Annotated in this window: 11 protein-coding genes; 7 read left to right on the forward strand and 4 right to left on the reverse strand. The window is 73.9% G+C overall.

Features of this window, described 5'->3' with window-relative positions:
• Positions 1-48: 48 nt before the first annotated feature.
• Entirely contained in the window at positions 49-690 is a 642-nt protein-coding gene (locus tag BDZ31_RS16660) for a UdgX family uracil-DNA binding protein (protein WP_183343486.1), read from the reverse strand.
• Positions 691-873: 183 nt separating this feature from the next.
• Between BDZ31_RS16660 and BDZ31_RS16665 the strand changes: the two genes are divergently transcribed.
• Complete coding sequence (locus tag BDZ31_RS16665; protein WP_221243139.1) at positions 874-1,740, forward strand: SDR family oxidoreductase; 867 nt, start codon at positions 874-876, stop codon at positions 1,738-1,740.
• A gap of 45 nt (positions 1,741-1,785) precedes the next feature.
• On the forward strand, positions 1,786-3,825 hold the full coding sequence (ligA, locus tag BDZ31_RS16670; protein ID WP_183343487.1) for an NAD-dependent DNA ligase LigA: 2,040 nt from the start codon (positions 1,786-1,788) through the stop codon (positions 3,823-3,825).
• Positions 3,826-3,832: 7 nt separating this feature from the next.
• Here the strand turns inward: ligA and BDZ31_RS16675 are convergent, their stop codons facing one another.
• The 3 genes from BDZ31_RS16675 to BDZ31_RS16685 all read right to left on the reverse strand — a co-directional run bounded on the left by BDZ31_RS16675 (position 3,833) and on the right by BDZ31_RS16685 (position 5,643).
• A complete protein-coding gene (locus BDZ31_RS16675; RefSeq protein ID WP_183343488.1) occupies positions 3,833-4,423 on the reverse strand; it encodes a TetR/AcrR family transcriptional regulator in 591 nt (196 codons plus the stop codon).
• Positions 4,424-4,548: 125 nt separating this feature from the next.
• Entirely contained in the window at positions 4,549-5,235 is a 687-nt protein-coding gene (locus BDZ31_RS16680) for a DUF8091 domain-containing protein (RefSeq protein ID WP_183343489.1), read from the reverse strand.
• A 15-nt stretch (positions 5,236-5,250) separates the two neighbouring features.
• Positions 5,251-5,643, reverse strand: a complete 393-nt coding sequence (locus BDZ31_RS16685) for a DUF2237 family protein (RefSeq protein ID WP_183343490.1) — start codon at positions 5,641-5,643, stop codon at positions 5,251-5,253.
• Positions 5,644-5,778: 135 nt separating this feature from the next.
• On the opposite strand from BDZ31_RS16685, the gene BDZ31_RS16690 reads away from it, so the two are divergent.
• From BDZ31_RS16690 to BDZ31_RS16710, 5 genes are all read left to right on the forward strand, one after another.
• On the forward strand, positions 5,779-6,126 hold the full coding sequence (locus BDZ31_RS16690; protein ID WP_183343491.1) for a luciferase domain-containing protein: 348 nt from the start codon (positions 5,779-5,781) through the stop codon (positions 6,124-6,126).
• Between the two features lie 197 nt (positions 6,127-6,323).
• Positions 6,324-7,961, forward strand: coding sequence for a carboxypeptidase-like regulatory domain-containing protein (locus BDZ31_RS16695; RefSeq protein ID WP_183343492.1), 1,638 nt, complete (start codon positions 6,324-6,326; stop codon positions 7,959-7,961).
• Positions 7,962-8,035: 74 nt separating this feature from the next.
• On the forward strand, positions 8,036-8,626 hold the full coding sequence (locus tag BDZ31_RS16700) for a hypothetical protein (protein ID WP_183343493.1): 591 nt from the start codon (positions 8,036-8,038) through the stop codon (positions 8,624-8,626).
• Positions 8,623-9,906, forward strand: coding sequence for a sigma-70 RNA polymerase sigma factor region 4 domain-containing protein (locus BDZ31_RS16705; RefSeq protein ID WP_183343494.1), 1,284 nt, complete (start codon positions 8,623-8,625; stop codon positions 9,904-9,906). Before BDZ31_RS16700 ends, BDZ31_RS16705 begins: the two co-directional genes overlap by 4 nt.
• 268 nt (positions 9,907-10,174) lie before the next feature.
• On the forward strand, positions 10,175-17,851 hold the full coding sequence (locus tag BDZ31_RS16710) for a DUF11 domain-containing protein (protein ID WP_183343495.1): 7,677 nt from the start codon (positions 10,175-10,177) through the stop codon (positions 17,849-17,851).
• Positions 17,852-17,998 lie beyond the last annotated feature (147 nt).

Raw genomic sequence — 17,998 nt, forward strand, 5'->3', positions numbered from 1 at the left:
CGCGTCGGCGAAAACCCCGTTCGCACCGCGCTCTCGCCATGCGCCAGCTCAGCCGTCGAGCACCGCCGCCACCCGCGCGAGGTCGGCGACGAAGGCGTCGTAGGCGGCGCGCCGCGCCGGCTCGTCGGGGGCACGCAGGATCGAGGAGGGATGGACGGTGACGCTCACGTCCTCGGCGAGCGGCGAGTCGAGCGGCCGGCCGCGGTCTCTCGTCACGCGCACGGCGGAGCCGAGCAGGCCCTGCGCGGCGACCGCGCCCATGCAGACGAGCACGCGCGGTCTGACGACGGCGAGCTCGGCGTCGAGCCACGGACGGCAGGCGGCGATCTGGAACGCCTCGGGCCGCTGGTGGATCCGCCGCTTGCCGCGCTGTCTGTAGCGGAAGTGCTTGACCGCGTTGGTGAGGTAGACGCGCTCGCGCGCGATCCCGGCGTCGGCGAGCGCGCGGTCGAGCAGGTGGCCGGCGGGCCCGACGAACGGGGCGCCCTCGACGTCCTCTCTGTCGCCCGGCTGCTCGCCGACGAGCACGACCTCGGCGCGCGCCGGGCCGTCGCCGAAGACGGCCTGCGTCGCGCCGGCCCACAGGTCGCAGGCGCGGCACTCCTGCACGGCCGAGCGCATGCGCGGCAGCGTCGGCCGCTCGGGGACCGGCGCGGGCGGGGCGGTCGCGCTGCGGGTCGCGGGCGCCATGGCCGCCCGCTACCCGCCGGCCGCCCGCCGAAACGCGCCGCCGCCGAAGACCTCTGTCGTCCGATGCACGCTGAGCGTGCACTGGATGACAGAGGTCCGCGGCCGGGAGGGCGGGGCCGGCGAACTGGCCGCGCGGCCAGGACCGGCGCCGGCGGCCGCGGGCGGGCACTAGGGTGCTGCGGCATGAGCGAGCTGAACCTGGCCGGACGGACGATCTTCATCTCGGGCGCGAGCCGCGGGATCGGGCTGGCGATCGCGCTGCGCGCCGCCCGCGACGGCGCCAACGTCGCGCTGATCGCGAAGACGGCCGAGCCGCATCCGAAGCTGGAGGGGACCGTCTACACCGCGGCCGAGCAGATCGAGGCGGCCGGCGGCAGCGCGCTCCCGATCGTCGGCGACATCCGCGACGAGGCGCAGGTCGAGGCGGCCGTCGCCCAGACGGTCGAGCGCTTCGGCGGGATCGACGTCTGCGTCAACAACGCCAGCGCGATCAACCTCGCCGGGATCGAGCAGCTGGAGATGAAGCGCTACGACCTGATGCAGGACATCAACGTGCGCGGCACCTTCGCGGTCTCCAAGGCATGCGTCCCGCACCTCGAGCAGGGGACCAACCCGCACATCCTCACGCTCTCGCCGCCGATCGACCTCGACCCGAGATGGCTGGCGCCGCACACCGCCTACACGATCGCCAAGTACGGCATGACGCTCGTCGCGCTCGGGCTGGCGCAGGAGCTGCGCGAGGCCGGCGTCGCCTCCAACGCGCTGTGGCCGCGGACGCTCGTCGCGACCGCCGCGGTCCAGAACCTGCTCGGCGGCGACGAGGCGATGCGCCGCGCCCGCACCCCCGACGTCTACGCCGACGCCGCCTACCACGTGCTGACGCGCCCGAGCCGCGAGCTGACCGGCCAGGCGCTGCTGTGCGAGGACGTGCTCGTCGCGGCCGGGATCACCGACCTGACGAGATACGCCCACGCCGGCGCCGACGCCGAGCTGGCCGTCGACCTGTTCGTCGACCGGGCCGACCCGCCGGGCATCGCGCAGGAGGCGTAGCCGACGGCGGGGCGCAGACGCCGGTCGCTGTCCTATGGTCGGGCTGTGACCGACTCCGCCCAGCAGCAGGCGACCGACCTCGCCGCCCAGATCGACCACCACCGCAAGCTGTACGCGCAAGGCGTCCCCGAGCTGGTCGACGCCGACTACGACGCGCTGGAGGAGCGGCTGCGGGAGCTGCTGGCGGCCAACCCGGACGTCGCGCTGGAGGACAACCCGCTCGAGCGGCCGTGGTCGCCGGAGCTCGTCGCCGGCCAGACGATCCGCCACAGCCGCCCGATGCTGTCGCTGGAGAAGGCGACGACGCCCGAGCAGCTGGAGGCGTTCGTCGCCCGCTTCCCCGGACAGGCCTTCCGCGTGACGCCCAAGCTCGACGGCATCAGCCTCGCGATCGCCTACAGAGACGGCGCGGTGGAGTACGTGGCGACGCGCGGCGACGGCCGCGACGGCGAGCGCGTGACCGAGAAGGCGCAGCTCGTCGTCTTCGGGCTGCCGGAGCGCCTGGAGGGTACGAGCGGGCGGATCGAGGTGCGCGGCGAGGCGGTGATGCTGCGCTCGACCTTCGACGCGTACAACGACACCCACCCCGACAGACCGCTCGTCAACCCGCGCAACGCCGCCGCGGGCACGCTCGTGCACAAGTCGCCGCAGGAGTGCGTCGCGAGAGGGCGGACGCTGCGCTTCTTCGCCTTCGACCTGTTCGAGGAGGACGGCAGCGCTCCGGCGGGCGCCGGCGAGGTCCCCGACGACCCGGCGGCACGGCTGCGCGCGCTCGGCTTCGACGTGCCGGACGTCTTCCCGGCCGCCGACGCCGACGAGCTGGCCAGGGCGATCGCGGAGATAGCGGAGCGGCGCTCCGGCTACGACTTCGACATCGACGGCGCCGTCGTGCGGCTCGCCTCCCGCCGCGCCTTCGAGGCGGCCGGCGCGACCGCCGCCGCCCCGCGCGGCGCGCTCGCGTGGAAGTACCCGGCCGAGGAGCGGATGACGAGACTGCTCGACGTCACCTGGCCGGTCGGCAAGATCGGCCGCGTCGTGCCGCGCGCGCAGGTCGAGCCGGTCTTCGTCGGCGGCACGACGGTCACGTACGCCTCGCTGCACAACCCGCGGCTGGTGCGCGAGCGCGACATCCGCGTCGGCGACACGGTGCGGATCATGCGCCGCGGCGACGTGATCCCGTTCATCGCCGGCTCGGTGCCGGAGAGACGGACGGGGGAGGAGCGCGAGATCGTGCTGCCGACCGACTGCCCGTCGTGCGGGACCGCGCTGGTCGTGCGCGGGACCGGCGAGGAGCTGTGGTGCGAGAACCTCCAGTGCCCGGCGCAGGCGGTGCGGCGGCTGATCCACTGGTCCTCGCGCCACGCCGCCGACATGGAGGGGGTCGGCACGACCTGGATCGAGAAGCTCGCCGACGACGGGGTGCTGGAGCGGCCCTCCGACTTCTACGGGCTGACGGTCGAGCAGCTGATGGCCTACGAGCGGATGGGCGAGACCTCCTCGGCGGCGATGGTCGCCTCGATCGACCGTTCGCGCGGCCTCGGGCTGCGGCGGGCGCTGATCGGGCTCGCGATCCCGATGGCCTCCGAGGGCGTCGCGAAGCGGCTCTGCCTCGCCGGCTTCGAGCGGATCGAGGAGATCATGGCGCTCGACGCCGAGCAGCTGGAGGCGATTCGCGACATCGGCCCGAAGGTCGCGGCCTCGCTGGTCGCCTACTTCTCGCGACCGGAGGTGCGTGACGAGATCGCCGCGCTGCGGGCCGCCGGCGTCGACCTCGACGTGCGCGACGAGGACCGGCCGATCGAGGTCGCCGACGCCGCCGAGACGCCGCTGAAGGGCGCCACGGTCGTCGTCACCGGCGCCTTCAGCGATCCCGACTCCGGCCAGAAGGTCCCGCGCCCGGCCGTCGTGCGGCTGCTGGAGCAGGCCGGCGCGACCTCGGCCTCGTCGGTCAGCAGATCGACGACCTACCTGATCGCCGGCGCCGACGTCGGCGCCTCCAAGACCGACAAGGCGGCGAGACTCGGCGTCGAGGTCGTCGACCAGGCGCAGGCGTGGGCGTGGCTGGCCGAGGCGGGAGTGCGCTGAGTCGTCGCTACGCGCCCTCGCGCAGGCCCGCCAGCAGCAGCCGCAGGTAGCGCTCGGGCTCGCGGCGCGTGCCGGGGGCGGAGGCGGCGCCGAGCATGCGGATCGCGATCAGCAGGTCCTCGGCGTCGAGCGTCCGCTCGAGCGTGCCGGCGGCGTGCGCTCGCGCGACGACGGGCGCGACGATCTCGAGCATCCGCTCGCGCATCCGCTCCCTGATCTCCGGGGAGGGCGGATGCTGCGCGAGCGCCTCGACGAGGCCGCGGTTCTGCTGCAGCTGGGCGAGCGCGGCGCGCAGGAAGCGCTCGAGCACGAGCGCGTCGTCGCCGGCGGCGAGCGCCGCGTCGCGGGCCTCGCCGAGCTGGTCGAGCAGCCCCGAGCTGACGGCGACGACGAGGTCGCCCTTCGTCGGGAAGTGGCGGTAGAGCGTCGCGATCCCGACCCGGGCGCGGCGGGCGATCTCGTCGACGCCGACCTGCAGGCCCTCGTCGCGGAAGGCTGCGGCGGCGGTCTCGATCAGCAGCGCGCGGTTGCGCAGCGCATCCCGGCGCGGCGCGCGGCCGGGCGCGGCGGCGCTGGCTCTCGGTCGCGCGGCGGGCATCGGCTCCACGATACCGGAGGGCAACCTTCGTTTTGCGGTTGGCCGCGTCCGCCCGACCGCCACCGCTACCGGGTCGCGAGTCGGCGTCGTGGCAGGAGTCGGCGGTCGCCGGACCCGGACGGCGATCAGCCCGGCGCGGCGAGCCGGTGCAGCGGGGCGCGGCCGCGCTTGCCGGCCGGCTCGAGCAGCTCGGCGAGCCGCAGGCAGTAGACGACCCGCTGCGCCAGCAGCGTCGGGCAGCCGGCGAGCGCTCTCAGCTCCCTCGTCGTGAACGGCTCGTCCGGCAGCGGCGGCAGCAGGCCGAGCAGGTCGGCCGGCTCGCGCAGCTCCACTCGCGAGGCGATCCCCGTCAGGCGCCGCTGGCCGGGATCCTTCGTGCGGCGCCGGACGCGCACCGGCTCGGGCCCGCGCACGTGGTCCTCGCGCGTCAGCACGACCTCCAGCGTCAGGTTGGGGTGGGCGAGCAGCGACGGGAACGTGACGAGCTTGTCGAACAGGTCCAGGGCGGTCGCGCGGCGCGGGGAGCGGCGCGCGCTGAGCACCTCGCCGTCGGCGTCGACGCGCACGATCCGGCGCTCGGCCGCGACAGGATGGACGATCCGCATGCGGTGGTCGTCGAGCAGCGCGTCGAGCTTCGGCCCGAGCGGGCCGAAGCCGCCGGTCTGGATCTCGACCAGCTCGCCGTCGGCGCGCACGAGGTCGATCACGAAGCGGCCGACCGGCACCTCGACGCGGTCGCCGGGGCGCGCGAGCGCATCCTTGACGGCGGCGTGCAGCGGCCCCTCGCGGAGCACTCCGATCCCGGACGACATCGACGCGGCCGGCGGCTACTCGATCAGCGAGCCTGGGTCGGCCGGCACGTCGACGGCGTGCTCGCGCAGCGCCTCCAGCGGCACGATCTCCAGCGCCTTCTCGTGCGTCGAGGCGAGCACGACGAAGGCGGCGGCGCCGTCGGCGTGCGCGCGCAGCCAGTTGGCGGCGGTGACGCACCAGCGGTCGCCCGGGACGAGGCCGGGGAAGTCGTACTCGGGCGCCGGCGTCGTGAGGTCGTTGCCGATGCCGCGCTGGTGCGCGAGGAACTCCGCGGTGACGACCGCGCAGATCGTGTGGCTGCCGCGGTCGGCCGGTCCGGTGTGGCAGCAGCCGTCGCGGAAGAAGCCGGTGACCGGGTCGGTGCCGCAGGGCTCCAGCTCGCCGCCCAGCACGTTGCGCTCGCTCATGGACGCAGTATCTCCGCGACGGCGGCGGCACGACACGTCGCGCAGCCGCGCCCGCGCGCCGGGCGCCCTTGACTTCAAGTCCGCTTGAAGGTGCATGATCGCGCTCCGACCGCTTCCGAGGAACGGAGACCAGCGATGACGACGACCACCGAGACCGACGCCAGAGCCCGCATCACCGCCGCCGTGACGGCCTGGCCGGGCGTCACGACCGCCGGCCCCGGCGAGCGGGGCGAGTTCTCGTTCATGCTCGGCCGCCGCGAGATCGGCCACCTGCACGGCAGTCGCGTCGCGCACTTCGCCTTCCAGCGCGAGCTGGGCGCCGAGCTGCGGGCACAGGGCCGGGTCGTGCCGCACCCGATCACCGACTCGCCGAGCCTCGGCGCCCGCCCGATCGCCGGCGCCGAGGACGAGCGCGAGGTGATCGAGCTGCTGCGGCTCAACTACGAGCGGATCGTCGCCCGCTACGGCCTGCCGCGGGAGTGATCGAGCCGGTTCGGCCCCGCCGCGGCGCGCTCGCGACCGCGGCGGGGCCGACTGCCGTCGCGCCTCACCGCTAACCTGCTCTGCCGGCGGGGGCGCCACCATCAGGACAAGAAGGCGCGACGGTGTTTGCATTGCAGCGAAGGATTCAAGGCCGTGGACGGGCGTCTGCCGCCCTGCTTCTGGCCGCGGCAGGCATCATGGCCGGCGGCGCGATCGCGGCTGCTCCGGCCGCGGCGGCGGGCGATCAGAGATACGACGTGTGGTCGTGCCGCGACCCGCTCGGCGGTCCGATCGGCACGAGCGCGTGGACGGTCGGCGCGGTCGGCGCGGCGAGCGGCGACGTGCTCGTCAGAGACGACTGCGCCGGCGGCGGCGCGCTCGAGCTGGCGCTCGCGCCCGGCCGCTCGTTCGATGCCGGCGTGCGCGGGATGGCGTCGATCGTCCCGCCGGCCGGGGCGCATGTCGACGCCTGGCACGTCGACTACGTCGCCGAGACCGCCGCGAGCGGCTACGAGGCGGCGGTCGGCACGCGGAAGGGGACGGCCGTCCAGAACACGTGGGGCTGCCTCGCGACCGGTGCGCCGCCGTGCGCGCTCGGCACCGACGCCGAGCCGGAGAGAACCGGCGAGGGCGGCACCCCCGTGCTCCACGCGATCGACCTGTGGGCCGGCTGCGTCGCGGGCCCCTGCGCGCCGGCGTCGGCGCCCGCGCGGCTGCGCCTGCTCGGCTCGCGGATCCAGATCCACGACCTCAGAGCGCCGGCCGCGCCGCAGCTGTCGGGGCCGGTCGTCGAGGAGCCGTCGGTCACCGGTCGCGCGACGCTCGTCGTCGAGAGCAGCGACGTCGGCGGCGGCGTCGCGGAGACGACCGTCTCGGTCGACGGCGGGCTGCCGCAGGTCAGCGCGTCGGCCGGCCCGGCCGGCACCTGCAGAGAGCCGTTCACCGTCCTGCAGCCCTGCCCGTCCTCGACGGCCCGCGCCTTCACGATCGACACGACCGCGCTCGAGAACGGCACCCACACCGTGGCGGGGACGGTCGTCGACGCCGCGCGCAACACGACGAGCTGGGGACCGGTCGCCTTCGAGGTGAAGCATCCGCCGAGAGATGGCGACAGAAGTGACGGCGACAGAAGAGACGGCGACGTCACGCCGCCGCCCGACCAGGAGCCGCCGGACACGACGCCGCCCGCCGGCAACGGGACGCCGGCGGTCAGATCCCCGCGCCTCAGACTGGCGCGCGCGCATGTCGTCCGCAAGCCCGGCCGCGCCGCGAAGCTGACCGGCACGCTCCGCACCCGCGCCGGCCAGCCGATCGCGGGCGCCCGCCTGACCGTCGTCTCGCAGGCGCTGGGCGCGGTCGCGGCGAGACCGCGCAGGCTGCCGGCCGTCAAGACGACCGCCGCCGGCCGCTTCGCCGTCAAGGTCAAGGGGCGCGGCGCCGTGCGCGTCACCGTCTCCTTCGCGCCGCGCGCCGGCGCCGCCGACACGGTCAGGGCGGCCGCGACGATCCGCGATCGGGCGTCGCTGACGATCGCGCGCTCGAAGGCGAGGCTGCGCAGAAACCAGGCGGTCGTGCTGCGCGGGAGACTGCGCGGCGCTGGCGCGGCGGCGCGCGGCGCCGTCGTCGAGCTGCAGGCGATCGTCAGCGGCGAATGGCGGACCGTCGGGACGGTCCGCGCCGACCGGCGCGGCCGCTACGCGTGGAGATATCGCTTCGTCAGCGTGACTCGCGACACGATCTTCACGTTCCGCTCGCTGGTGCGCAACACGCCGGGATGGCCGTGGCCGGAGCTGCGCTCCAGACGGCTGCACGTCCGCGTCGACGCGATCGACTGAGCGGGGGGAGAGGCGCGCAGCGACGCGACGTGTCGGGAGAGGGACCGCCCGACCGGAGGCCTGGAGACAGACCGATGTTGACCGCAACGAACCTGTTCGACGAGATCGAGGCACGCGACGAGCCCGCGCTCGCGCAGATGCTCGCCGACGCCGTCGCGCACGGCGCCGAGCTGACCGGCGATGCCGTGGCAGTAGAGCGCCGCCGCGGCAGCGACGCGCTGATGTGCGCCGCGGGCGAGCTGCTGCTCGAGGTCGCGCTGCTGGCGCAGGCATTGCAGAGCCAGGCGCCAAGGCTGGTGCGACCGCGCCATCCGCACCTGGTCGAGTCGCTCGAGCTGCTGCGCGACACCAGCGGCGCCTCGGCGCGGCTGCTGTGGCATGCGCTGGAGGCGCGCGCCTTCCGCGGCGAGGAGCTCGAGGCGGAGCGGGGCGGCGCCGTCCGCGTCGCCGGCGCGGTCCTGCGCGACGGCTGCCACCCGCTCGGCCTGCCGCCGCGGCCGCCGGTCTCGATCGCGCGCGCGGCGGCGTCGGAGCTGTTCCGCGCGATCGGCGCGATGCGCGAGGATGCGGTGATGGTCCCCGTCCACCTGAGCGCGTCGCTCGGCTACGTCGTCGCGCTGTACGCGCTCGCCGTCACGCTGCTGGAACGAGGCGAGCCGGCGTGACCGCCTTCGCGCTCCGCGGTCGTCGGACCGCCGCCGACGCGCTGCTGGAGCGCGAGTACGCCGAGCTGAAGCCGGAGATCGTCGCGACGGTCGCGGCCAAGCTCGCCGCCGCCAACGTGCGGCTCGACGCCGCCGATCTCGACGCCGCCTACAACCAGGCGTGGCACGCGCTGCACACGAAGCTGGCCGACGGCGAGGCGGTCGACAACCACAAGGGCCTGCTCGTCTCGATCGCCCACCGGCGCGCGCTCGACGAGCATCGCGCGATCCATCCCAGCCGCCGCGCCGATCCCGAGCAGCTCGACGAGCTGAGCGGCGAGCCCGACGTCGACCAGCGGCTCGACGACGAGATGCGGCTGCGGCAGTTCATCGCCGGGCTGCGCGAGCGGCTCGACCGGCGCGAGCTGCAGGCGGCGGCGCTCTGCTACGTCTACGAGTACTCCCGTCCGGAGGCCGCGAGGCTGATCGGCGTCGCGCCGAAGCGGATGGAGAAGATCATGGACGCGGTCTCGCGCAAGCTCGCGCCCGTGATCGGGGAGATCAGAGCCGGCGCCTGGTGCGAGGAGCACCATTCGCTCGTGAAGGCGTACGCGCTCGGCCTGCTCGACGAGGAGGGGGAGCGCTACGCGTTGGCGCGCGACCACCTCGCCGAGTGCTCCTCCTGCCGCCGCAGCGTGCTGCGCGTGCGCGGGATCGCGGCGATCGCGCCGCCGGTCCCGCTTGCGCTCGGCGCCATCGCGCTGCTCGGCGCGGGGGCGGGCGCGGCGGGCGTCGGCGCTCGCGGCGAGGGCGCCGCCGCCGGCAAGGAGGGCGGCCACAGCTTCCTGTCGGAGCCGAGAACGAAGCTCGCGGTCGCCGCGTCGGTCGCGGTCGCCGCGCTGATAGCGCTCATGCTGTCGCTGGGCGGCGGCGGCGAGGAGGAGCGGCCTTCGAGAGCCGGCGGCGAGACGACGCCGGCGGTCGACGCCCGCCAGCAGGCCGCCGCCGACGCGCGCGTGAGAGCGGCGCGGCAGGCGAGATCGAACGCCGCCGCCCGCGCCGCCCGCCGCGAGCGAGCGGCCGCCGCCCGGCGCAGAGCGGCGCGCGAGCGCCGCGCCGCCGCGGCCCGCAGGGCGGCGCTCGCCCGCGCGAACGCGACGCCGGCGCCGCCGCCGCCGCCCGCACCGGCGCCGCAGCCGGCGCCGGCCCCCGCGCCGCAGCCCGCCCCGACCCCCGCGCAGACACCGCCCCCCGAGCCACCGCCGGTCCGCGACGGCGCCGAGGAATTCGAGCTGCGCTGAGCGCCGGAACCGATGAGCGTCTACGCGCCAAGTTGGCGCGTCGGCGCGTCAGTTCGCGCACCTGACCCTTCAGCTCCTCGCCGAGTCAGCCGATCCCAGCCAAGGCGGTGCGACCAGGCACCGCGGTGCACGCACGCAGCGCCCTTGGCGCGCCGGCGTTCGCCGTCCCTCGCTCCGCATCGAGAAACACGGAGGAGGGAACGGCGGGGCGTCGCGCGACGGATGGGCGGCAGTGGCTCCCCATCCCCGACAAAAGGTGCTCAAACCGATGCACGCATCCGTGCGCTTCCGCGCGCTCGCGGCCACGCTCGGCCTCCTGCTCAGCCTCGCCGGGCTGCTCACCCTCGGCGCGCCGGCTCATGCCGCCGGCACGCCCAACCTGAGCGCGACGATCGACTCGACGAGAGTCCTCCATGGTGAAACGGTCCCCGTCCGCTTCACCGTGTCGAATCCCGCCGGTCAGCCGTACGGTTACAACTTGAGCTACCGGGTCGTGCTGCCCGAAGGCGTGACCTACAGGGGCGGCGGCCCGGTCGCGCCGACGCAGATCGCCGGGCCGGGGAGAGGGGAGACGACGCTGATCTTCCGCAACGTCTCCGACCTGTCGAGAAACGCGACGAACGTGCTCGCCTTCGAGGTCGACTACGACCCCGGCGTCTACGACGTCGGCGACAGATTCGACGTCACCGCCGAGGCGTTCGCCAACAGCGACCCGCGCCACGTGCCGAGATTCGACGGCGGCGGCGCGCCGGTCGGCCCGGCCGCCGACAGCTACACCGGCTGGACGGCCCCGCTGACGGGCACGACGACGATCAACGCGATCGAGGTCGAGAAGGACGAGCCCTCCTGGGAGGGCGAGATCCTGCGCGGCGTCCACGACCACCAGACCGTCTACACCGTCACGGTCCGCAACAACGAGATCAGACCGACGACCGGCGTCGACCTCGTCGACTACCTGCCGGCCGGCCTCGAGTTCCTCGGCTGCGGCGGCGCCGGCGTCGACAACAGCAGCGCCGAGGAGTACCCCGGCGCCGGCGAGATCGACGTCGAGTCGCTCGCCGGCTGCGTCGCGCCGCTGACGGTCGAGACGGTCGACGTCGACCCCGACGGCGCCGGCCCCCTGCCGAGAGCCGTCTACACCAAGGTCACCTGGGACGCCGGCACGCTCGCGCCCGGCGCCGAGCGCAGATTCCGCTACCGCGCCGCGATCCCGATCCGCGAGAACACGATGGACTGGGGCGGCGCCGCGCCGGCGATCGACGGCGCGCAGGCGGTCAACCTCGACAACAACAACGGCCCCGAGACGCGCGACGAGCAGGAGCTGACCAACTACGCGACCGCGAGCGGCGACTACGACGGCCGCGTGTCGGTCACCGACGGCTTCCACCTGACCCGCACCGCCGAGGACTGGGTCGTCCACAAGGAGGGCTCGACCGACCAGCTGGCCCAGGGCGGCCTGACGACGTGGACGCTCACCTTCGAGACCTCCGAGTACCGCTCGGTCAGAGACGCGACCGTCACCGACACGGTCCCCAACGGCCTCTGCCCGCTCGGCGCGATCAACCACACGACCGAGAACTCCGCCGACGACGACGAGTGCGACCCGGTGCCGGGCGAGCTGCCGACGGCGCCGTACACCGACGTTACCGAGAACTCCGACGGCACCTTCACGGTCACGTGGGACGCCGACGACTTCCCCGAGCTGGCGCAGACCGGCGTCAGCGACCGCTTCACGCTCAGATTCACGACGCGGACGCGCGCCAACTGGCAGAGAGACTTCGAGCCGACGACGCCGATCCTGACGCGCGACACGATCGAGAACAGAGTCAGAACGGAGGGCGTCGCGGTCGTCCGCTGCATCGACCCGACCAACTGCGATCCCTCCGGCACCGAGATCGTCCACGACGACGGCTACGGCACCGGCACGACGCTGCCCGACGAGAGCAGCGCCGGCCAGGTCGCCGAGCGTCCCGTGATCGAGAAGCGCGTCGCCGAGTCGGGCACCCAGTGCACGACCGCGACGTACGTGACGACGGTGCCGGTCTACCACCCGGGCGACCGCGTCTGCTGGAAGCTGCACGTCACCTTCCCGGTCGGCGTCGACACCTCGCCGCAGGCGATTCGCGACTTCCTGCCGCCGGGCGCGACCTTCGAGGCCGGCCAGGAGGGTCCGCTCAACAGACCGAACGGCCTCAACGACGTGAACGCGACCTTCCACGGCGCCGACGCCGCGAACGGCCTGCTCGCCTGGACGGTCGACAGCGGCACCGTGCCGACCGGCAGACGGGTCTTCGAGCGCTGGTTCTCGACGATCGTCGAGCCGGCTGGGCCGAACGCCGTCAACGGCGAGGTGCTCGGCAACCTGATGAAGTTCGCCTCCGAGAACACCGCCGGCGTCTCCGAGCCCCTGCGCGATGCGCGCGACATCAGACTGGTGACGCCGGTGGTCGATCTCGTCAAGGGCGTGCAGTCGATCGAGCGCTCCGGCAGAGGGACCGTCGGAGGCCCGTTCCCGGCGGACACCGACCACAGAGTCGTGCAGGCGCTCGACAGAGTCACCTACCGGCTCGACGTCACCAACAGCGGCGGCCAGGACGCCGAGAACGTCACCGTCTGGGACGTGCTGCCGAGCGACTACGACTGCACGCTGCCCGGCGTCACCGACTTCTCCCACGGCGGCATCTGCCTCGACGGCGGCGCGGACCCCGACCGGATCGTCTGGACCCTTCCGACGCTCGCCAGAGGCGCCACGACGACGCTCACCTACACCGCCGTCGTGCCGCACGACATCGGCCCCGCCCGCCAGCTCCACAACAGAGCCGGCGTCACGGCCTACTCGGGCCGCACGAACCTCGACGGCGACTACTGGTACTACCCGGCCGACAACATCGACCCGGACAACGCGCCGAGAGCGAACGCGCCGGCCGCCGACGACCCGAGCGACGTCTACACCAACGACGCCGCGATCTCCAAGAGCGCCACGACCTCGGTCGCGGAGACCGGCAACGCCAGAGCCGGCCAGGCGACGATCGGCGAGGAGATCACCTACACGGTCAGAGTGACGATCCCGGCCGGCACGACGCTCGGCTCCAACGCCGTCGTGACCGACCTGCTCGACAGCGCGACGCGCCAGCCGTACGTCAGCGACTCGGCGAGCGCGACGCTCGACGGCGCTCCGCTGCCGGCCGGCTTCACGCTCGACGACAGCGGCGCGACACCGGTCGTCAGATTCCCCGACGGCTTCAGAGTCGCTCCCGGCGACAGAGACGCCGTGCTCGAGATCAGCTTCAGAACGCTGGTCGCCGACGTCGCGGCCAACGCCCGCGGCACGACGCAGCTGTCGAACACGGCGACGCTGAGATGGACCGACCCGGACGCCGGGAACCGCACGAGAACGACTCCGGCGGTCAGAACGACGATCGTCGAGCCGCGGCTGTCGCAGAGCAAGAGCGACGACAGAAACCCCGACCGCGTCATCCCCGGCGAGATCGTCGCGTACACGGTCAGAACCTCGAACGCCTCCGGCACCGGTCTCTCGACCGCCCATCAGGTCGTCGTCACCGACGTCGTGCCGAGAGGCCTCACCCCGGTCGGCTCCGACGGCAGAGCGCTCGGCGACGGCGATGCCGTGCCCGAGACGCCGGGCGCCGTCTGGGATGAGACGACGAGAACGATCACGTACACGATCGCCAGCCTCGCCCCGGGCGCCAGCAGCGAGCTGAGATACCGCGCCCGGGTCGACGACCCGGCGATCGGCGGCGCCGAGCTGACCAACAGAGCGGCGGCGCGGACGCAGAGCCTTCCCGACACGGCGCCGGGCAGACGGACGACCGGCGCCGACTACGCGGCCAGCTCGCAGGACACGGTCCGCATCCAGGGCGCCCTGGTGGCCAAGTCGGTCACGCCGACGACCGCGACCATCGGCGAGCAGGTCAGATACGAGCTGCGCGTCTCGATACCGGCGAACATCGCGCTCTACGACGTGACGGTGACGGACCTGCTGCCGCAGCAGATCGCCTTCGACGACTACGTCGAGGAGAGATGCCTCAGCGGCTGCGACACCTACGCCGGGGTCCAGACCTACGACGCGGTCGCCAGAGGCGACGGCACGACGACGATCGCCTGGGACCTCGGCGACATCATCGACCCGCTCGAGCAGCCGCGCGAGGTCCTGCTGACCTACACCGGCCACGTGAAGGAGAGCGACGGCGCCGGCGACGAGATCGTCGCGGGCGACACAGCGGTCAACGTCGCGACCGTCGGCTCCAACCGCAGCGACAGAGGCGGCTTCGATCCGACCAGAATCCCGACGACGTTCGAGGACCGCTCGCCTGAGACGAGAGCGACCGTCACGGTGATCGAGCCGAGACTGTCGATCGACAAGCAGGTGCAGGTCGGCTCCGGCAGCTTCTCCGACGGCCCGGCGACCGCCCACGCCGACGACACGCTCACCTACCAGCTGGTGGTGAGAAACAGCGGCGGCTCGCCGGCCCACGACGTCACCGTCACCGATCGGCCCGACGTCGAGCTGACCGACGTGACGCCGATCGCACAGGCCGGTGTCAGCGTGACGAAGGAGTGGAGCGCGGCCGACCGCGAGATCAGATGGCTGATCGACGGCCCGATCCCGGCGAACGGGAGCCGGACGCTCAGATACACGGCGAGATTCGTCGCCGCCGACCAGCTCGGCGACGGGCAGGCGGCCGACAACACCGCCGCGATCCCGAGCTACTTCGGCATCGCCAGAAGCGAGCGCGACGACCACCCGGAGGTCGACTATCGCGACTACGACGACGGCGGCAGCGACGACGTGCGCGTGCTGCTCGACTTCCCGACGCTCGAGCTGACCAAGACGACCGGCCTCGGCGCCGGGCCGTCCTACCCGGAGACCGGGAACGCCGAGGTCGGCCAGGCCTACCCGTGGCGCGTCGTGGTCAGAAACACCTCCGCGACCGCGGCGGCGAGAGCGGTCGTCGTGACCGACACCCTGCCGGCGAACTGGTCGTACGCGACCGGCTCGTCCAGCGGCGCGGCCGAGCCCGAGGTGACGAGAAACGCGTCGGGCGACAGACTCGAGTGGACGATCGACTCGCTGGCGCCGAGCGCCACGGTGGCGATCGCCTACAGCGCGGTTCCGTCGCCGGCGGCCGCTGACCAGACCGGCGGCCTCGACCCGGCCGCGCACGTCAACACCGCGCTCGTCAGCTCCGCGAGAGACGAGGCCGGCAACAGCGGCAACGCCGACGGCCCGTACGGGACGCCGGAGGACGACGCGAGCGCGACGCTGCGGGTGCCCGAGCTGACGATCGCCAAGACGCCCAAGGGCGGCGCGGCGGTCGCGGGCACCGCGTCGAGCTTCGCGATCGCGGTCAGAAACGACGGCGAGGTCTCCGCCCGCAACGTGGAGATCGCCGACGTGCTGCCGGCCGGGCTGAGATACGAGGACGACAGCGCGACCTCCGTCCCGGCGGGCGCCATCACCGAGAGATCGGTCGATCCCGGACCCGGCGCGGGCGAGACGACGATCGTCTGGCACGTCGACGAGCTGGCGGCCGGCGCGACGACGACGATCACCCTCCCGGTGACCGTCGACGCCGACGTGCCCGACGGCACGACGCTGACGAACAGAGCGTCGGCGAGATCGGACGAGAAGCCCGGCCCGGTCGAGGACACCGGCAGCCTCGACGTGGCAGCCGAGACCGACCTCTCGATCGTCAAGAGCGGCGATGACAGATACGTGCCGGGCGAGGGCTACGAGTGGAGACTCCGCGTCCGCAACCTCGGCCCCTCCGACGCGCAGGACGTCGTCGTGACCGACCCGCTGCCGGCCGGGACGAGCTTCGTCTCGGCCGACGGCGGCTGCACGCATGCCGCGGGCACGGTCAGATGCGAGATCGGCACCGCGCCGGTCGGCTACGACAGAACGTTCACGCTGAGAGTCGCGGTCGACGAGGACGCGACCGGTCCGCTCGAGAACACCGCGACGGTCGCGACCACCACGACCGACACCGACCCCGACAACGACAGATCGACCCATGGGCCGACGGCCGACCCGCTCGCCGACGTGACCGTCGAGAAGACGGCGGAGCCGAGCGCGATCGCGAGATTCGGCCAGACCGTCTTCACGCTGACGGTCCGCAACGTCGGCCCGTCGGTCGCGCGCGACGTCGAGCTGGAGGACGCGCTGCCGGCCGGCCTCGGCTTCGTCGCGGTCGACGACAACCGCTGCACCGAGGCGGCGGGGACGATCGGCTGCGCCTTCGGCGACCTGCCGGTCGACGCCCCGATCGTCGTCCGCATCACCGCCACCGGCGAGCTGGAGGGCGCGTGGACGAACACGGCGACGGTCACGACGACGACGCCGCAGCCTCCGGGCGGCGGCGAGCCCGACAGCGACGACGCGATCGTGAACGTCGGCCCGGTCGCCGAGCTGGGGATCGTCAAGTCCGGCCCGGCGACGGTCGCCGCCGGCGGTGAGATCACCTGGCGGCTGGAGGTGACCAACAACGGGCCCGACCCGGCCACCGGCGTCACCGTGACCGACGCGCTGCCGGCCGGCACGACGTTCGTCGCGGCGAGCGCCGGCTGCGCCGAGGCCGGCGGGACGGTCACCTGCGCGGTCGGCGATCTCGCCGTCGGCGAGAGCGCGGCGCTGGAGATCACCGCGACCGCGCCGATCGCGCTCGCCTCGACGACGGTAGTCAACACGGCCGCGGTCAGAGGCGATCAGATCGACGAGGATCCGTCCAACGACCGCGACGAGGCGATCACCGAGATCGGCCCGTCGACCGACCTGGCGATCGTCAAGCAGGGCCCGGCCGAGGTCGCGGCGGGCGGCACGGCCGCCTGGACGCTCGTCGTCACCAACCACGGCCCGAGCACGGCGACCGGCGTCGTCGTCGCCGACGCGCTGCCGGCCGGCGTGACGTTCGGCTCGGCGACCCCGACCCAGGGCGCCGCCTGCACGGCCGTCGGCCAGCAGGTGACGTGCCCGATCGGGACGCTCGCCGCCGGCGCGAGCGCGCAGGTCCAGGTGACCGGCGCGGTCGACGCCGCGCTGGAGGGCCAGACGCTCGTCAACGTCGCCGCGGTGACCGGCGAGCAGCCCGACCCGAACCCGGGCAACGACAGAAGCGAGCTGCCGACGCGCGTCGGGCCGCCGGATGCGGGCAACTACGATCTCGCGCTCGACAAGCGGCTCGCGCCGGACGCGAGACCGGCGCTCGGCGCCACCTTCGGCTACGAGCTGGCGGTGACGAACGCCGGCCCGGCGAAGGGCGAGGCGGTGACGGTGACCGACACCGTGCCGAAGGCGCTGAAGGTGCGCTCGGCGAACGTGCCGGGCGGCAGCTGCTCCGTCAGAGGCCAGCTCGTCAGATGCGCGCTCGGCACGGTCGCGGCCGGTGAGACGCGGACGGTCGCGCTGCGCGTGACCGCGCTCGCTGCCGGCACGGTCCGCAACACCGCTACGGTCGCCGCGCAGGTGGCCGACCGCGATCCGGCCAACGACCGCTCGACCGCCACGGTGCGGATCGCGGCGCCGAGAGCGGCGCTGCGCCTGCAGAAGCGCGTGGTCGGGAGAGCGAGCGTCAGACGCGGGGCGGTCGTCCGCTACCGCATCAGAGCGACGAACGCGAGCCGCAACGCGGCGGCTGGCGTGGTCGTCTGCGATCGGCTCCCGCGCGGCCTCGCGGTCCGCTCGAAGGGCGGCGGCAGACTGCGCCGCGGCAACCTCTGCTGGACGGTCGGGATGCTGCCGGGCAGAGCGTCGCGGACGTTCACGTTCAGCGCGCGCGTGCTGTCGGACGCGAGCGGCGTGCGGATCGCGAACGTCGCGACGGTGACCGCCTCCAACGCGCCGCGCCGCAGAGCGCGGGCCGTCGTGCGGATCAGCGACGGCGGCATCCTGCCGGGCTTCGCGAGAGGCGGCGGCGTGACCGGGTAGGCGGGCGACGCGCGCCGGCAAGGTGTTGTGGCGACCCTCGGTCGGCGCGCCCGCCCCGCCCGCCCGCCAGCGTCGGGCCGTGACCGATACGGCCCGGCGCCGGCGGGCCGACCCGATGAGGTGCGATCTCTGGTCGCTGAGCGACCG

It is taken from the genome of Conexibacter arvalis, assembly GCF_014199525.1.
Classification (GTDB): domain Bacteria; phylum Actinomycetota; class Thermoleophilia; order Solirubrobacterales; family Solirubrobacteraceae; genus Conexibacter; species Conexibacter arvalis.

Bases quoted from the DNA above. Each gene is read 5' to 3' on its own strand.
- BDZ31_RS16710 (WP_183343495.1), top strand. From the start codon at position 10,175: ATGCACGCATCCGTGCGCTTCCGCGCGCTCGCGGCCACGCTCGGCCTC.
- BDZ31_RS16695 (WP_183343492.1), top strand. From the start codon at position 6,324: ATGGCCGGCGGCGCGATCGCGGCTGCTCCGGCCGCGGCGGCGGGCGAT.
- BDZ31_RS16665 (WP_221243139.1), top strand. From the start codon at position 874: ATGAGCGAGCTGAACCTGGCCGGACGGACGATCTTCATCTCGGGCGCG.
- BDZ31_RS16700 (WP_183343493.1), top strand. From the start codon at position 8,036: ATGTTGACCGCAACGAACCTGTTCGACGAGATCGAGGCACGCGACGAG.
- BDZ31_RS16685 (WP_183343490.1), bottom strand. From the start codon at position 5,643: ATGAGCGAGCGCAACGTGCTGGGCGGCGAGCTGGAGCCCTGCGGCACC.
- BDZ31_RS16690 (WP_183343491.1), top strand. From the start codon at position 5,779: ATGACGACGACCACCGAGACCGACGCCAGAGCCCGCATCACCGCCGCC.
- BDZ31_RS16680 (WP_183343489.1), bottom strand. From the start codon at position 5,235: ATGTCGTCCGGGATCGGAGTGCTCCGCGAGGGGCCGCTGCACGCCGCC.
- BDZ31_RS16660 (WP_183343486.1), bottom strand. From the start codon at position 690: ATGGCGCCCGCGACCCGCAGCGCGACCGCCCCGCCCGCGCCGGTCCCC.
- BDZ31_RS16675 (WP_183343488.1), bottom strand. From the start codon at position 4,423: ATGCCCGCCGCGCGACCGAGAGCCAGCGCCGCCGCGCCCGGCCGCGCG.